17 protein-coding genes and 1 pseudogene are annotated in these 15,521 nt (G+C 41.8%); 9 read left to right on the forward strand and 9 right to left on the reverse strand.

Annotated elements, in window-relative coordinates; translation table 11 throughout:
• The first annotated feature begins 5 nt into the window (after positions 1-5).
• Positions 6-824: a YhjD/YihY/BrkB family envelope integrity protein gene (locus MKY11_RS03865; RefSeq protein WP_342501871.1), complete on the forward strand. Its 819-nt coding sequence runs from the start codon at positions 6-8 to the stop codon at positions 822-824.
• Positions 825-1,031: 207 nt separating this feature from the next.
• Here the strand turns inward: MKY11_RS03865 and MKY11_RS03870 are convergent, their stop codons facing one another.
• Together MKY11_RS03870 and MKY11_RS03875 are read right to left on the reverse strand one after the other, a co-directional pair.
• Positions 1,032-1,541 carry a GNAT family N-acetyltransferase gene (locus MKY11_RS03870; protein WP_342501872.1) on the reverse strand — a complete coding sequence of 170 codons (510 nt, stop codon included), beginning with the start codon at positions 1,539-1,541 and terminating at the stop codon, positions 1,032-1,034.
• Between the two features lie 14 nt (positions 1,542-1,555).
• Positions 1,556-2,719 (reverse strand): MFS transporter, encoded by a 1,164-nt coding sequence (locus MKY11_RS03875; RefSeq protein WP_008341750.1) that lies wholly within the window; start codon positions 2,717-2,719, stop codon positions 1,556-1,558.
• A 75-nt stretch (positions 2,720-2,794) separates the two neighbouring features.
• Between MKY11_RS03875 and MKY11_RS03880 the strand changes: the two genes are divergently transcribed.
• The 3 genes from MKY11_RS03880 (at position 2,795) to MKY11_RS03890 (ending at position 5,155) form a co-directional block, all read left to right on the forward strand.
• Complete coding sequence (locus tag MKY11_RS03880) at positions 2,795-3,172, forward strand: OsmC family protein (protein ID WP_035703685.1); 378 nt, start codon at positions 2,795-2,797, stop codon at positions 3,170-3,172.
• Positions 3,173-3,237: 65 nt separating this feature from the next.
• Positions 3,238-4,305, forward strand: coding sequence for a calcium/proton exchanger (gene cax / locus MKY11_RS03885; RefSeq protein WP_342501873.1), 1,068 nt, complete (start codon positions 3,238-3,240; stop codon positions 4,303-4,305).
• An 88-nt stretch (positions 4,306-4,393) separates the two neighbouring features.
• Entirely contained in the window at positions 4,394-5,155 is a 762-nt protein-coding gene (locus MKY11_RS03890; RefSeq protein WP_256689339.1) for a YfkD famly protein, read from the forward strand.
• 374 nt (positions 5,156-5,529) lie between these two features.
• Here the strand turns inward: MKY11_RS03890 and MKY11_RS03895 are convergent, their stop codons facing one another.
• From MKY11_RS03895 to yfkAB, 4 genes are all read right to left on the reverse strand, one after another.
• A complete protein-coding gene (locus tag MKY11_RS03895) occupies positions 5,530-6,249 on the reverse strand; it encodes a YebC/PmpR family DNA-binding transcriptional regulator (RefSeq protein ID WP_007496614.1) in 720 nt (239 codons plus the stop codon).
• Positions 6,250-6,381: 132 nt separating this feature from the next.
• The gene (locus MKY11_RS03900) at positions 6,382-6,735 is read right to left on the reverse strand and encodes a nuclear transport factor 2 family protein (protein ID WP_342501874.1); all 354 of its coding nucleotides are present in this window, start codon (positions 6,733-6,735) and stop codon (positions 6,382-6,384) included.
• 147 nt (positions 6,736-6,882) lie between these two features.
• The gene (locus MKY11_RS03905; RefSeq protein WP_025206933.1) at positions 6,883-7,719 is read right to left on the reverse strand and encodes a mechanosensitive ion channel domain-containing protein; all 837 of its coding nucleotides are present in this window, start codon (positions 7,717-7,719) and stop codon (positions 6,883-6,885) included.
• Between the two features lie 7 nt (positions 7,720-7,726).
• Positions 7,727-8,848: a radical SAM/CxCxxxxC motif protein YfkAB gene (gene yfkAB, locus MKY11_RS03910; RefSeq protein ID WP_017358799.1), complete on the reverse strand. Its 1,122-nt coding sequence runs from the start codon at positions 8,846-8,848 to the stop codon at positions 7,727-7,729.
• A gap of 147 nt (positions 8,849-8,995) precedes the next feature.
• On the opposite strand from yfkAB, the gene MKY11_RS03915 reads away from it, so the two are divergent.
• Positions 8,996-9,187: an SE1561 family protein gene (locus MKY11_RS03915; protein WP_003218031.1), complete on the forward strand. Its 192-nt coding sequence runs from the start codon at positions 8,996-8,998 to the stop codon at positions 9,185-9,187.
• Positions 9,188-9,289: 102 nt separating this feature from the next.
• On the forward strand, positions 9,290-10,081 hold the full coding sequence (pdaA, locus tag MKY11_RS03920) for a delta-lactam-biosynthetic de-N-acetylase (protein WP_039168013.1): 792 nt from the start codon (positions 9,290-9,292) through the stop codon (positions 10,079-10,081).
• A gap of 33 nt (positions 10,082-10,114) precedes the next feature.
• On the opposite strand, the pseudogene MKY11_RS03925 reads toward pdaA, so the two are convergent.
• The 3 genes and pseudogenes from MKY11_RS03925 to MKY11_RS03935 form a co-directional block, all read right to left on the reverse strand.
• Positions 10,115-10,545: pseudogene (locus tag MKY11_RS03925) on the reverse strand (DUF2716 domain-containing protein).
• 33 nt (positions 10,546-10,578) lie between these two features.
• Entirely contained in the window at positions 10,579-11,538 is a 960-nt protein-coding gene (gene corA / locus MKY11_RS03930) for a magnesium/cobalt transporter CorA (protein ID WP_041506595.1), read from the reverse strand.
• A gap of 131 nt (positions 11,539-11,669) precedes the next feature.
• A complete protein-coding gene (locus tag MKY11_RS03935) occupies positions 11,670-12,176 on the reverse strand; it encodes a hypothetical protein (RefSeq protein ID WP_024720250.1) in 507 nt (168 codons plus the stop codon).
• Between the two features lie 433 nt (positions 12,177-12,609).
• Here MKY11_RS03935 and MKY11_RS03940 point away from each other — a divergent pair, with 433 nt between their 5' ends.
• The 3 genes from MKY11_RS03940 to MKY11_RS03950 all read left to right on the forward strand — a co-directional run bounded on the left by MKY11_RS03940 (position 12,610) and on the right by MKY11_RS03950 (position 15,515).
• Entirely contained in the window at positions 12,610-13,479 is an 870-nt protein-coding gene (locus MKY11_RS03940; RefSeq protein ID WP_160758132.1) for a DNA-3-methyladenine glycosylase, read from the forward strand.
• A 96-nt stretch (positions 13,480-13,575) separates the two neighbouring features.
• Positions 13,576-14,967 (forward strand): 23S rRNA (uracil(1939)-C(5))-methyltransferase RlmD, encoded by a 1,392-nt coding sequence (gene rlmD, locus MKY11_RS03945; RefSeq protein ID WP_301232271.1) that lies wholly within the window; start codon positions 13,576-13,578, stop codon positions 14,965-14,967.
• Positions 14,968-15,104: 137 nt separating this feature from the next.
• The gene (locus tag MKY11_RS03950; protein WP_144667988.1) at positions 15,105-15,515 is read left to right on the forward strand and encodes a DUF6508 domain-containing protein; all 411 of its coding nucleotides are present in this window, start codon (positions 15,105-15,107) and stop codon (positions 15,513-15,515) included.
• The last annotated feature ends 6 nt before the right edge of the window (positions 15,516-15,521 follow it).

Raw genomic sequence — 15,521 nt, forward strand, 5'->3', positions numbered from 1 at the left:
GGCGTATGGGTTTTGTTAAAGCGTTAATTGGACGCTTTTTGCTGCATGAAGGACCGGCAAAATCAGCTGAGCTTGCGTATTTCTTTTTGCTTTCATTATTTCCGTTTCTCATCTTCGTGCTGACGCTTGTTGGTTATTTGCCGCTGACATCAAAGGATGTTCTAAGCGTCATTTCTGGTTATGCGCCAGAGGGAGCGCTTTCGATGATTGAATCCATTGCCGAAGAGACGCTGAATAACCGTAACGGCGGATTGTTGTCATTCGGGATTATTGCGGCACTCTGGTCTGCATCCAACGGCATTAATGCGGTGGTCAGAGCATTTAACCACGCTTACGAAGTTGAGGAAAATCGTTCCTTCATTCTCGTACGTTTAACATCGATTATCTTAACCATTGCGATGGTGCTTACGATTATTTTTGCCTTGATGCTGCCTGTCTTTGGAAAAGAACTTGGCTTATTCGTTGCCAAATTAGTAGGGCAGTCAGATGCGTTTCTCACCATTTGGACAGCCATGAGATGGATTATTAGTCCACTGATTTTACTGATTGTTTTTACATCCCTATATTATTTTGCCCCTAACATTAGGCTGAAATTGAAATTTGTGATGCCGGGTGCCATATTTGCTTCTGTTGGCTGGATTCTCGTCAGCATGCTGTTCTCATTTTATGTAGGCGAATTTGCTAACTATAGTGCGATGTACGGAAGCATTGGGGGAATCATTATATTAATGATCTGGTTTTATTTAACCGGCATTATGATCATCCTCGGCGGCGAGCTCAATGCGCTTTTACATAAGCGTAAAATCGTACCAGGCAAGGTGTGAAGAAATCCGGGCATCCTAAAGGAGAACGAACATGTTCAATCTTGACGGATGGGGGAATACCGAATGTCTAAACAATCGAAAAAAGGCGGAAGCAACACAAAACAAAACAAAGGCCATCAGCCAAAGCACAAAACAAGTGGAAGTGCGAATGGGCAAAATGGGTATCACTAGATGAAAAAACTCCTCTGCATAGGTGCAGGGGAGTTTTTAATGATTCAATTTCCGTATATAACGCTTCAGGAGAAAAGTTGCATCAGGCTTTGGCTGATAGTTTGGATCGAGCTGAAAGCCTGCTTTCATCGCAACACGTTCACTTCTGACATGCCCAACAGGACAAAAGATTTCAAATCCATCGACTTCAGGAGCAAAGGCATCTGTCATACATTTCACTGTTTTGGTCACAATACCTTTCCCTTGCGCATCTTCACCAATCCAATACCCAATATTGCCTATCCGATGAAGAAACGTCATGCGGAATACCCCAATTAATTGATCGTTTAATACGATACCCGCTTCTATATCTTTTTTTTCAGCATAGGCAGCGCGGGCAGATTGAATAAATAATTGAACATCTTCTATGCGATGACAGTGATTCACCCATGGTAGCCACTCTCCCAAGTGATCTTTATTCTGCTGGATAAGTGCAAATAATGCCTCTGCATCGGCTACTTGTAAACATGCCAATTTTAAGTCATCTGAAATGTTAAATGTAAACAAAATAGATCCTCCATTTAGTTACTTTCAACCACTGCCAGCGTCTTCCCAAATCGAACACAACAAAACACAAATAAAATCACAATGCTGACAAGGTAAAGTAAATTCATGCCCTCGAACGTCTGCACAAAGAATCCGCCAAGAACCGGACCGAGAATACTTCCTGCACTAAACGCCATCCCGCACATCAAATTCCCAGCAGGCAGCAGATGCTTTGGCAATAAGTCCGTCATATAACTGATGCCAAGTGAGAAGGTCGAACCTACAGCCATACCTGCGATAAAGAAACAGATCGCAACAGCCAAAACGGACTGAATGAAAATCCCTGCTAAAAGGAAAAAGAATGAACCGACGAGTGTCACAACTAAAATCATGCGTCGTCTGCCGAAACGGTCACTCAGCATCCCGAGAGGAAGCTGAAAAACAATACTCCCAATCGCAAACGCAGGTAAAATAAACGCAACAGCATCTATCGTCACCCCGCTTCTCAGCGCATACACAGGGAAGTTACTATTGAGCGTCGTTTCTAAAAAGCCATAGCAAAACGGCATCATAAACGCTACCCAGCCAAATTGAAACGCCTTCTTGAAGCGCTTCAAACTATTTGTCTGCTCTGACGTCTGCATTTCACCTGTATCAGGATATGTATTTTTTAAAACAAACACAAGCAGCCAAATACACAAACTAACTGCACCAGACACAATAAACGGCAAGGATGGATTGATTTCAATGAGTGGTGTTAAAAAAGGGCCAGCGGCAAAACCGAGTCCAAAGGATAACCCATACAATGAAATATTTCGCCCGCGATTTCTAGATGATGAGGCATAGGTTACCCACGTCTGTGTGGAGAAATGAAGCATATGATCACCGATGCCGATCATCAGCCGCAAGAAGAACCAGACCACATAAGATTCAATAAAGACAAAGCTAAACAAACTTAAAAAGACAGCAGCGCCCCCAATGACGATCAATGGTTTAAATCCGAAGCGGCGCAGCGGCGCTTCCATAAAAGGAGACGCAAGCAGCACGCCGAGATATAAACCGGTGGCATGCAGTCCGTTTAACGTCGGGGAAGTGCCGGCATGTTCGAAAATAATCGAAATAACTGGCAGTAACGCTCCCTGCGAAAAACCAGATACGGATACAAGTAAAATTAAAATCATAAAATGAATTCTCGACATAAGAAGCTCCTTACAAGTTCATGCTTTCATCGTACAATGGAACCATAGGGGTTTCAATAGAAAGGTGGAAAAGGAATGAAGCTGATATACGAAAATGATCGGTGGATCGCAAATGCTGATCAAAGGCAGCTACATATTTCAGGAAATGAAGAAGCGGGATACAGGCCGTATCAATTGTTCACCTCGGCTATTGCGGGCTGTTTTGGAGAAATGGTCATTCATGTATGCCGGAAAAAACGAATATCCTATCAAGGGCTGACCATTACACCTGAAACGACAAGAGAAGGAACTGTAAACAAAATCACTCATATTCATTTACATATGATCTTTGAAAGCATCAGCACCTCTGATGAACAGCTGGAAAAAGTAATGAAACTTGCGTTGAAGCATTGCTCCATGGTGCAATCCGTGAAAGGAACGATTGATATCACCCTTTCACACGAACGAATCTAAATGTATATGATGCCGGCACTCACGAAAGAATAACAGTCAGATATGATGTAAAGGAGATTGGCTGTATGAATCGTTTGTTTCTTGTGATTGTCGCAATTGGTGTTCCATTATCTGTAATTGGCAGTTTTCTTCATTTCCCGCAGGCTGTCATGTTCGCCGTCTATTGTATCGCCATCATCGGTCTTGCAAGTTTTATGGGAAGAGCGACAGAGAGTCTTGCCATTATAGCGGGACCAAGAATTGGCGGTTTGTTAAACGCTACTTTTGGAAATGCAGTGGAATTAATTATTTCATTTTTTGCATTAAAACAAGGACTCACCGCTATTGTCCTTGCTTCACTCACTGGCTCAGTGATCGGCAATTTACTGCTTGTGGCTGGACTGTCTTTTTTCGTTGGCGGATTGAAATTTAAACGACAAGAGTTCAATGTCCACGATGCAAGGCATAACTCTGGGCTTCTTATGTTTGCGATTATTGTGGCATTTGTCATTCCAGAAGTCTTTTCCATAGGGATGGCAGAAGATCGTCAATTTGTTTTAAGTATCGGCATTAGCATCGTGATGATTTTGCTTTATGTCGCAGCACTCTATTTCAAACTGGTCAGCCACAGAGGTGTTTATGTTGCCAAGCAGGAAATTGCTGAAGGGGAAGCAGCGACGGAAGAAGAAACACCAGAGTGGTCGGGGAAGTTTGCCACGACGATTTTACTCCTTGCGACAATTGCTGTGGCGTATATTTCAGAGCGGCTCGTCCATACATTTGACACAGTCGGAGAACAGTTTGGCTGGAGTGAACTGTTTATCGGGGTCATCATTGTTGCGATTGTCGGTAATGCAGCAGAACACGCTTCTGCTGTCATTATGGCGTATAAAAACAAAATGGATGTCGCGGTCGAAATTGCTTTCGGTTCTACGCTTCAAGTCGCCATGATGGTCGCACCGATCCTTGTGATCAGCTCTCTGTTTTTTGAAAAGCAAATGCCACTGATCTTCTCATTACCAGAGCTCATTGCCATGGCATCCGCTGTTTTACTAACGGTCATCCTTTCAAATGATGGGGATACGAACTGGTTTGAAGGTGCTACATTGCTCGCTGCCTATTTCATTATGGCGATTGGATTTTTCCTTTTATAATCTTTTGTGGATAAGGGACGTCTTTCGGGAAAATACTATGGAAAAATGAATGAGAAAGAGTGATGATATGAAAAAGATGCCCCGCATCATGTTTGTTGTTCTCTTATCCTTAAGTTTTCTATACAGTTTTCCAGCCGAGGCAGTAAAGCCGTTTAAGGTGCCATCGTCTGTCGCCAGTATCTCAAAGGAAAATACGTATCCAAATGCGTCGCAAGATCAACCGCTGCTCCAGCCGAGCGAGCTGACGGCCGAATTATTTAAAACAACAAGTGTACCAATTGAAAATACACATTTAATTAAAATGCTGAATGAATCCAGTATCTCAGGTACACCGCTAGCAGTTGGCTACAGGGCAACGATTTTTCTTGGAAGATGGGCACTCAGCTATGATTCAAACGAAACCGTCGCCAATTGGGAATACAAAAAGGTGAACACGAATCACATTGATAATAGAGGCGGAAACAAAACAGCCATCGGCAAATATGTGCAAAAGCAACAAGTAAAAGTAAGTGGAGGGCTCACAGCAAAAGTACCAAACCCAGAAGATGTGAAAACGTTGATGATGCAAAAAGCCATCCAAAAAACAAAACTTCCGCTCGCCTTCGACACAGTGATTGGTGCAGGAACAAAGCGAGATCAGTCCTACCACGTATCTCCGAAAAAAGCAGCAACCCTGCATGCGTACGCTCCAGCGATTAACGAAAAAGGAAAGGTTACTTACGGAGAAGTGTATCTTGTGCTCAAGGGAAATAAACGCAAACTTGTCGTAAAAAATGTGACCTCACAAGGAATCGGCGCTTGGATTCCTGTTCAGGATCACCTGACGTTTGGGTTTCAAGGGATGAATTAAAAACAGTCATCTCCTCTTACCAAGGGGAGATGACTGTTTTTTGATTAAGATGTCCTATCTTTTTTCTTTTTCATTTCATGAATGTAAAAATCAAAGGCGTTATATAAAAGATATACAAAGAAAAGAAAGAGAAAGACTTTCGTGAATATCGTCAAATTGTTGAAAATTAAGCATAGACCAATAAAAGGGAGGATCATAAAGCCATAATACGAAAACCACCATGTTTTAAAAATGAAACTCAGCTCCTTGGTTATTTGTGGAAACGACTCTTTCTTCATATTACATGGTCTTGAGTAGAACGTAAACCTTACCTAGACAATAAAAAAGCCAACGCAGAAGTTGAATGAATCCAACAACTACGATGGCTTAGCTCATTATTCCCCTAAATCCACATTATGATAAACTTGCTGCACGTCTTCAAGCTCTTCTAATACATCGATGAGTTTTTCAAATTGTGCTTTCGATTCATCATCTAATGTCACTTCGTTTTGAGGCAGCATTGTGATTTCAGCGACAGTAAATTCTTCTACGCCTGCCTGTTTGAAGGCTTCTTGAACTTGATGGAATTGATCTGGTTCAGCGTAGACGATCACCGTATCATCTTCTTCCATAATGTCACGTACATCAATATCTGCTTCCATTAAAAGTTCAAGCGTTTCTTCTTCACTTTTCCCCTCGACACCGATCACCGCTGTTTGGTCAAACATGTAAGCAACAGATCCACTGACGCCCATATTTCCGCCGTTTTTCCCAAATGCTGCACGAACATCAGACGCTGTGCGGTTGACGTTATTGGTCAGGGCATCAACGATCACCATAGATCCGTTTGGCCCAAATCCTTCGTAACGCAGCTCATCGAAGTTCTCTTCTGCACCGCCTTTTGCTTTTTCAATCGCACGGTCCACAATGTGTTTTGGGACACTATATGTTTTTGCACGTTCTAGGACAAAACGAAGTGCTTGGTTTGATTCTGGATTTGGCTCACCTTGCTTGGCAGCCACATAGATTTCACGCCCGAATTTTGCGTAAATACGACTTGTATTGGCATCCTTTGATGCTTTCTTTTCTTTAATGTTGTTCCATTTACGACCCATCTTATTCACTCTCTTTCAATTAGTAAATACACAGTATGAGGGTCCCCATGCTGCATGAAATCAATCTGCTTTCTATTATACATGAATCAGTCAAGAGGATAGAAGTAAGAGGGCTGAAAAGAAAAGAATTCCTTAGCTGATATGTCCAAGTTGTTCAAGCGTCTTATTTTTCTCATGCGGTCTAGTCAGCTCATCACACCGAATGATTCTACCATCTAATAAAGTAAATAACGCCATCACATCTATTAGACCGTGGTCTCCTGTGGACAGCTCAACATGTACAGTGTAACGAAAACACCCTTGCTGAGTCTCTTCATCAAACAACATATCGTGAAAGGTAGGGATGTCGAGCTGTTTTGTCATGACTTTTAATGTGGAGAGATGCTTTTTAAATTCATCAAGGGAAGAGACCTTTCCATCAGTGACTTGCTGATAATCTGAAGAAAAATAAGTCTCCACCTTTTCTATATCTAATTGGATTAACACCTCTTGATACATTTGCTTAATAAAAAAATCGCTTCAGTTTTTCTCAATGTAAACATCCTTCCTTTTAGTTAATTGGTTAACTATATAATATTATAATTAACTGGTTAACTAAAAACAATCAAAAAAACAACCCCATCACAAATGAGGTTATTTTGCAGGCTGTGGATAGACGAGATCCTCAAGCAATTTCACATCATGCTGATGAAGTTGTGTGATCATTTCTTTTCGCACAGCGAGGGCGGCTTCGAAGTATTTTTCATCCTCGACCATTCCTTTTACGGTGATCTCAATCCCGCGATTCAATTTATTGAGCCCCATAATGCCATGAACCTGAAAAGGTTCAATGGCGTTTTGGAATTCATCTTTTTTCAGTAAATCATGATGCATTTGATTTAACTGATCACATGCTGTTTCTAGCGCCTTGAAAGCAATGTCAGGATTTTGGTTTGCACTGATCAAGACTGACTCTGTGATACGCATGTAGTGCATATTGTAGTTTTGGATTTGACGAATGTCTCCGTTTGAAATGGTTAACAGCTTGCCGCTCCATTCTCTAATTTGCAAAGACCGGAGACCAATTTCTTCAATGGTTCCGTTAAAAAGATTATTGACCGTCACATAGTCACCTTTATGAATTTGCCTTTCATAAATGAGGAAGATGCCGGCTAAAATATCACGAATCAAGGTCTGAGCGCCAAAACCAATGACAATTCCAGCGACACCAGCCCCCGCAAGAATCTTCCCAAAGTCATGAAAAAATAGAGAAATCACATATAAGACAAAACATATGGAAGCTGTATACTTTGAAACCGATTTGACCAAGCTCTCAATCGTTTTTTTCTTCTTGTCTTCAATGAATTCAGTGCGTTTAAAGAAAATCTGAAGCGCTTTGTTGATCATAAAGACGGCAAGCCAAAGAATGAGGCCAACAAGGAGAATTTCAATGTATTTGTTCTTGACCACTGTCAGAAATGTTTCGTCCATCTATCGGTTACCCCCTGGCTGTACGAGAAGTAAAATCAACATCTTGATAATAACTGTTTTTCACAAGAACATTCGGACCAAGGCATTGCACACTTGGGCAATGACAATTCAGTTCTTTTGCCAATTTTGTGTTCATCCAGCGTGTATAAGCTGATTGCAACGTATCGGTTTCAATATTTCCTAATGGCGGTGTATCGCCAAAGTCTGTCACAATAATATTCCCATCAAAAATATTCACATTCAACCGTGAACGGCCATCAGGGTCATTTCGTACTGTCACATTTTTCGCTTGACGCAATCGAGTCAAGAGGCGCTGGTCTTCTTCATCTGTGCTGCATGAATAAAATGGCAATGTGCCAAACAGCATCCAAGTGTTCTCATCACGAACATCGAGCAGCTGATGAATCGCATCCCGCATTTGCGGAAGCGACAATGATTCAAGGGCGCTGGCAAAATCACTTGGATACATCGGATGAACTTCGTGGCGCTGGCATTTCATCTCGTCCACGATTTGACGATGGATGTGTTCAATATAAGGAAGCGTACGCTTATTCAGCATCGTTTCAGCAGATACGGTTACACCCGCTTTCACAAGTGCCTGACTATTCTCAATCATGCGGTTAAACAATTTCTCGCGCTGTTCAAAGGTTGGCTTTCGGTCCATCATTGCAAAACCAACCGTAGCAAACTCTTCGACTGTTCCCCAGTTATGTGAAATGTGTAGGACATCCAAGTATGGAATAATCTCTTCATATCGAGCCAAATCAAGTGTTAAATTCGAATTAATTTGGGTACGGACGCCGCGTTCATGGGCATACTTTAATAAAGGAACGACATATTCCCGTACAGATTTCAGAGACAGCATCGGCTCTCCGCCTGTGATGCTAAGGGAACGCAAGAGCGGTACTTCATCTAAACGGCGAAGCAGTAAATCGAGTGGCAGTGCATTCGGATCTTTTGGCTGCAAAGTATAGCCAACCGCACAGTGCTCACATCTCATGTTACACAACGTCGTTGTCGTCAATTCAATATTTGTCAGCTTCATTTCTCCGTAATCCTGCACATCGAGATAGGCTTCCCAAGGGTCGAATGCAGGTGTAATCGGGCGAAGTGCTGTTTTTTGGTTCATGGTATCTATCTCCTTTTCATTCGGGCAAACATAGACCCGCCAACAGTTAATTTTAAGCCCCATCACCGTTATACGCAAGAGGGGACACAATTGATTTACAAAGGAAAAAAAGATAAGCTATAAACAAATGCTAAAGGGAGTGTATCTATGGGCAAGGCAGCAGACAGCAAAGAACAGCAGGTTGATTATTTAAAGAACCGATTAGATATGTTTATGAATGTGATTGATTCATTAGATCCTGAATCCACAGACGTTGAGGATATAGACAGACTCATCCAGATGATCGACGACCTGGAAGCGAAATATGAACGGTTTAAAACCGATTGGAAGGAAGAATAGCTCGCGCTGATGCGGGCTTTTTTCTTTAAATTGGCAGGTCAAAAAGTGTATGAGTACCCGGTATATTCTGCACAATAGAAGAAAAACCGGGAAGTGACGTAAATGAAAAAATGCATACTGATCTGTCTATGTGCGCTTTTTGTATCGATGCCTTTTTCAAACTTAGAAGCCGTGTCTAATCAGCCGATTCATTGGGGATTTGCTAAAAGCAAAGAGCACAAGCCAGCAGATGCCGGCAAGGAACTGACGACACTCTTAAAGAAATATGATGCTTTCTATTTAGGAAATACGAAAAAGAAAGAGATTTATTTTACATTCGACAATGGCTATGAAAATGGGTACACACCCAAAATCTTGGACGTGCTGAAAAAACATCAAGTACCCGGCACCTTTTTTGTGACTGGGCACTTCGTAAAGGACCAGCCTAAGCTCGTCAAACGTATGGCAGAGGAAGGTCATATTATTGGCAACCATTCCTATCACCATCCAGATTTAACAACAAAGAGCACGAAAGAAATCAAAGAAGAGCTGGATCGTGTCAATGAAGCGGTATACAAAATCACAGGAAAACAAGATAACCTCTACCTTCGTCCACCACGCGGAGTGTTCAGTGAAAGGGTACTAAAGGAAACGAAACAGCTTGGCTACCAAACCGTTTTCTGGTCAGTAGCGTTTGTAGATTGGCACATCCACCATCAAAAAGGAAAACAGTATGCGTACAATCAAATGATGAAACAGGCGCATCCGGGTGCCATTTACTTACTTCATACCGTCTCAAGGGACAATGCCGAGGCACTTGATGATGCCATCACTGCTTTAAAAAAACAAGGATATACCTTTAAAAGCTTAGACGATCTCATGCTTGAAAAAGTATGGCATCTCCCTCAGCTATAGAAAAAGCTTGCAGACATCTGCAAGCTTTTTGACTTATCCTTCTCTTATTTTACGCTGGAACAAAAGGGGACGATGACGAGTAAAGGAGTCAATCAAGCCCTCACCGAAAATCGTGATGCTTTGCTCCCAAGGATGTCCTAGTAAACCCCAGGTCATCTCTTTTGATAAAAAGAAATAGGGAGCACAGGAACTCTCCATTCTCCAAATTCATCTTTTTCAAATGAGCCGTATGGTGTGATCGTGATATTCTCCTGAAAAGACAGCAGTGCCTTCTTTTCAAGGTCTTCATCCCCACTTAGGAGAGAAGGGTCCTCGAAATAAGCAGAGATATCATATGTGATGTAAGGAGATGGTGCTTGAAAACCGGGAAAGCGAGAGATGCTTGGGTTAAATTTAAACTTTTGATCAAATGTTTTCCATGCGTACTTTAGTTCTTTGTCTGTCAGTGGAATCCAGTTTTCCATAGTATCTCCCTTTCAAGCACTTCTCTCAAAAAACTATTTAAAAATCCTAAACCATCCTTTATGTTTAAACCACAAAAGCATCCCTGAGACAAGCAAACCCATGAAAATCAGTACGCCAAAATAGCCATATTTCCAGTGTAACTCAGGCATGTTATCAAAGTTCATCCCATATACCCCAACAATAAAGGTCAGTGGAATAAAAATCGTCGAGACAATGGTCAGTGTCATCATGATGGCATTCATTCGATTGGAATTTAGTGTTTGATAGCTGTCTCGTAAATCGGCTGTCATATCACGGTTTGACTCAACGATCTCTGTTAGTTTCAATAGATGATCATAAATATCATTAAAATATGCTTGCCGGTTTGCATCGCTTTTCATCATATTCGTGTTCACAATTCGATATAAGAGGTCCCTCATCGGGATAATGGTTCTGCGCAGTTTGAGCAAATCGGATCGAATACCGAATACTTCGTTCATTAATGTACCATACGTTTTATGTCCTTCTTCATCCTCGATTTCATTGAGCCTGTCCTCAATTTGATAAATAATAGGAAAATAATCATCGACGAGCTGGTCAATCAGCATATAAGCCATATGCTCTGGCCCGCTCTTTCGTGCTTTATCAGACCCTTTGAGCTTTCGAATGACTCGATCAATGTAGGGTGCTTCCTTTAAATGAAAAGTAACGATATAGTTTTCTCCAACAAACAGGTCGACTTCTTCAGATCGAAGTGTTTTTTGATTGAGGGCATGAAGGACGAAAAATAAATACCCTTCATAAAAATCAAGCTTTGGCCGCTGTAAATAATGGAAGCAGTCTTCAATCGCAAGCGGATGGAACTGAAAAAATTCCTTTAACAGTGCTGCTTCTTTTTCCGTTGGCGCATAAAAATCAATCCAATACCAGGCAATATCGGGGCTTGAAAGCTGCTGCAATGTTGCATGTTCAATCAAGTCGCCGTTTTTTGTCACTGCAAGTTTTTTCAGCATATGCACCCCTCCAGACTTGCATTATATCATGAAGCACCGGCGGTGAACTTATACGTTTTCACCATAAAAAAGCCGATCTCATCGCTGAGATCGGTCCAATGTGCGTGTATGATTGATGGATAAAGCGAGAATTAAGGACGACGGAAGTTGACGAAACCACCGTTACGGTCGAACCAACCTCTAAATGCCCAGTTGATGTAACCGCCATCACCTTTGTTTGTGAAAGATCCATTTTCAAATACCCAAACTCCGTACGTAATGCTTCCGTATTTAACAGTAGCAAACGTTTTAACACCGTTGAAACGAGTCTCATAGCCTTGGCTTAAGTTAAAGACCATGACATTGTATTTTGCGCCAGCAGCATAGAAAGCAGACTCCATTAATCCTTTGACAAAGCCTTCACGGTTCGTGTTAGCATTTGCAGCATTAATTAATGCATTGGCAATTCCAAGTACGTCAAAGTTAATGTTAACATTTGTCGCATTTGTTGAAGCTTTACCTTCAGCAGCTTTGTTTAACACAGTTTGCTGAATAGTTGTTGAAACTGGAGCAGTTTTTTGCTCAGCAGCGTCAGCGAATACTGGTAGTGTCGAAGAAACAGCAGTGGCAAGGGCAACAGAAAGAATTGTTTTTTTCATTGGTCGGATCTCCTTTGTTTTTAAATTTTGGGTCTTCTTTTAGTAAAACGTGAAACTAGGTGAAGCCGGTTATCAATGAGGTAAATATGTTCCTGCAAGATGAAACAAATGATTGCCTAATCCGCTAATTCCTTTGTTCACCTCCTTGATATGTCATAATTATACAAATATTTTTGAAATAGAAGATATCACCCATAGGTTCTATTTCTAATTTAAGGAAAATGATCCTAAAATGTTGAAGATTGCTGTCGAATTTTAGCTGAATTCGACTAAAAATTTTCATCTATCCAAAAGGAGAATGACCATAAATAAGGAAGATATAACTGATAAATTCTTGTACTCTTTATATTTAAAAGTATTCAATATAGAGAATCATTCATGCAAAGTGAAACAATCACATCTGCGTGTGTTGGCAGAAAGGAAGAGGAAAAACATGTGGGAAAAACACCTATTGGTTGAACCGCCCTATCACTTCGATCAAGTGCTGAGACGTTTGTCGAGCGATCCATTAAAGGCGGTCGATCTGGATAAAAGAGAAATCAAAGTACCGATGAGGCTGAATCATAAACCGTACATTGCAGTCGTTCAAGCGACAGGAACAAAAGAAGCACCTTCGTTCCGGATACAGGCTAACGGGCCGGAGGAAGCGATCCTTTCTGAGGTGAAGCGGATATTTGGCATGGAGCATCAATTACACGCCGTGCATGACCATTTTGCTCAAACAAATCTTGCGCCCATTTTTGAACGTCATATCGGAACGCCGCTTATGCTGGATTTCCATCTATATCATTGCTTGATGAAATGCATCATTCATCAGCAGCTCAATCTTGCATTTGCTTATGAGCTGACGAAACGGTTTGTTCATACGTATGGTGAGCAAATCGACGGCATCTGGTTTGACCCTTTACCGGAAACCATTGCATCACTTGAAACCGATGATTTGAGAAAACTGCAATTCAGTCAGCGAAAAGCGGAATATGTGATTGATGTCTCAAAGCGAATAGTGAGCGGCTCTCTGAATTTAGAAGAATTACACGACTTAACGGATATTGAAATTGAAGAACGTCTGCTTCCGATTAGAGGAATTGGACCTTGGACGGTTCAAAATGTCCTCATGAATGGACTTGGAAGACCAAATCTCTTTCCAATGGCAGATATCGGGATTCAAAATGCGATCAAACGTCACTTTGACCTGCCAGAAAAGCCAACAAAAGAAGAGATGGCAGTTTTAAGCAAGGAGTGGGCTCCGTATTTAAGCTACGCCTCCCTTTATTTATGGAGAAGTATAGAGACAGATAAATAATTGAAAGGCATTTTCTCTCTTCGTCCAAGTCGTGATATACTATTCAGATGGAATAAAATGAGGACAACCGATAAAGGTTTAAATAGAACGGAGAGAATAAACGTGAAAGAAAAACAGCAAGGAGCCCTTCTGCAAAAGGGGCAGCAGTTCCCGCTTACCATTAAACGCCTTGGCATTAATGGGGAAGGGGTCGGTTATTTTAAAAAGCAAGTGGTCTTTGTCCCAGGTGCACTTCCAGGTGAGGAAGTAGTAGTTGAAGCAACGAATGTTCAAGCGAAATATGCAGAAGGTACGGTGAGGAAAGTCCGCAAGCGCTCAGAACATCGAGTGAAACCGCCGTGCCCAGTATACGAAGAGTGCGGAGGCTGTCAGCTTCAGCATTTGGCATACGAGCAGCAGTTAAAGGAAAAACGGGATATTGTCATTCAATCAATGGAGCGTCATACAAAGCTGTCGGTTGAAAAGATCGACATTAGACCAACAATCGGTATGGAAGATCCGTGGCACTACCGGAATAAAAGTCAGTTCCAAGTCGGAAGATCACATAGCGGGGACATCATCGCAGGGCTTTATGGGCTGAATTCCCATAAACTTGTCCCGATCAAGGAATGTATCGTCCAGCATCCGAAAACGAACAAAACAACAGGCGTCGTCCGCAAAATTTTAGAGAAATTCGGCGTATCTGTCTACAACGAGCGGACAAGAAAAGGCGACGTGCGCTCGATTGTTGTGCGTGTCGGCTTTGAAACAGGTGAAGTACAAGTCGTCCTTGTCACATCAAAGCCTGAGTTTCCAAAGAAAAAAGAAATCGCCGAAGCCATTCAAAAACGTCTGCCAGAAGTGACGTCTATTATGCACAATATCAATGGCGAAAAAACGTCAGTCATCTTTGGGCATAAAACATCGCTCCTAGCTGGCAACATGGTCATCCAAGAATTTTTAGGAGACGTCTCCTTTGAATTGAGTGCACGGGCTTTCTTCCAATTGAATCCGAAGCAGACATTAAAGCTTTACGACGAAGCGAAAAAAGCGGCCAAACTGACTGGCAAAGAAAAGGTAGTCGATGCGTATTGCGGCGTTGGAACCATTGGAATGTGGCTCTCAGATGGAGCAAAAGAAGTAAGAGGTATGGATGTTATCAAAGAATCAATTGATGACGCGAAGAAAAATGCCAAAAAACACGGCATGAAAAACGCAACTTATGTGACAGGCACAGCTGAACACTGGCTGCCAAAATGGGTCAAAGAAGGCTTCCGTCCCGATGTTATCGTCGTCGACCCGCCAAGAACAGGCTGCGAACGCACTTTCCTAGACACCGTTAAACAAGTCAAACCAAAACGCTTTGTCTACGTCTCTTGCAACCCATCTACACTAGCAAAAGACCTCGAATATATGTCAAAAGACTACAAGATCGAATACATGCAGCCAGTGGATATGTTTCCGCATACGGCGCATGTGGAGTGTGTTGTATCAATGGTAAGACTGTAAAAAAGTGAAGTAAATAAAAGACTGTCCGTAATTTGAATACTGGTGTCTAGCTGGTAGGATAATTACGGATTTTTTTATATACCAATCCATAGGTGTCGATCAGAGTAAACCATATGAATGAGGTAGAGGAGGATGGAATGAGTCAATTCGAGATTCTAACAAAATACATACCGATGCTTCACGAGGACCATATCGGAGAATGGGTGATCGATCAAGAAAATGATGGAACAGCGGAACACCCGATTCAGATGCCCTTTGTGAATTATTCCGAAACGGTCCGTCGTTTTATCGAGGATGTCTATACCTTTGCAGAACAACATCAAGAAATGGAGCTTACCCGCTACAGTGAGATCCTCAAAGAAAATGGCATTGAGGGTGGAATGAACGATTTAGAGAATGTGGACACCTCAAATGTAAATGCGCAGTGTGTACTGGCTCTCATCATGGGGGTTCTGAGAGCTGAACGATTTTGCGATGGTGTCATACTCGATTACTTTACAAACGGAACTATTGTCAAGTGGCTTGAAAGATTGGAACGTTTGGAGTAAGAGAGA

Source organism: Bacillus sp. FSL W7-1085 (genome assembly GCF_038595035.1).
Classification (GTDB): Bacteria; Bacillota; Bacilli; order Bacillales; family Bacillaceae; genus Bacillus; species Bacillus altitudinis.

Bases quoted from the DNA above. Each gene is read 5' to 3' on its own strand.
- MKY11_RS03915 (WP_003218031.1), top strand. From the start codon at position 8,996: ATGGGCAAGGCAGCAGACAGCAAAGAACAGCAGGTTGATTATTTAAAG.
- MKY11_RS03880 (WP_035703685.1), top strand. From the start codon at position 2,795: ATGAAGCTGATATACGAAAATGATCGGTGGATCGCAAATGCTGATCAA.
- yfkAB (WP_017358799.1), bottom strand. From the start codon at position 8,848: ATGAACCAAAAAACAGCACTTCGCCCGATTACACCTGCATTCGACCCT.
- MKY11_RS03895 (WP_007496614.1), bottom strand. From the start codon at position 6,249: ATGGGTCGTAAATGGAACAACATTAAAGAAAAGAAAGCATCAAAGGAT.
- pdaA (WP_039168013.1), top strand. From the start codon at position 9,290: ATGAAAAAATGCATACTGATCTGTCTATGTGCGCTTTTTGTATCGATG.
- MKY11_RS03905 (WP_025206933.1), bottom strand. From the start codon at position 7,719: ATGGACGAAACATTTCTGACAGTGGTCAAGAACAAATACATTGAAATT.
- MKY11_RS03940 (WP_160758132.1), top strand. From the start codon at position 12,610: ATGTGGGAAAAACACCTATTGGTTGAACCGCCCTATCACTTCGATCAA.
- MKY11_RS03935 (WP_024720250.1), bottom strand. From the start codon at position 12,176: ATGAAAAAAACAATTCTTTCTGTTGCCCTTGCCACTGCTGTTTCTTCG.
- corA (WP_041506595.1), bottom strand. From the start codon at position 11,538: ATGCTGAAAAAACTTGCAGTGACAAAAAACGGCGACTTGATTGAACAT.
- MKY11_RS03950 (WP_144667988.1), top strand. From the start codon at position 15,105: ATGAGTCAATTCGAGATTCTAACAAAATACATACCGATGCTTCACGAG.
- MKY11_RS03865 (WP_342501871.1), top strand. From the start codon at position 6: ATGGGTTTTGTTAAAGCGTTAATTGGACGCTTTTTGCTGCATGAAGGA.
- MKY11_RS03875 (WP_008341750.1), bottom strand. From the start codon at position 2,719: ATGTCGAGAATTCATTTTATGATTTTAATTTTACTTGTATCCGTATCT.
- MKY11_RS03890 (WP_256689339.1), top strand. From the start codon at position 4,394: ATGTTTGTTGTTCTCTTATCCTTAAGTTTTCTATACAGTTTTCCAGCC.
- cax (WP_342501873.1), top strand. From the start codon at position 3,238: ATGAATCGTTTGTTTCTTGTGATTGTCGCAATTGGTGTTCCATTATCT.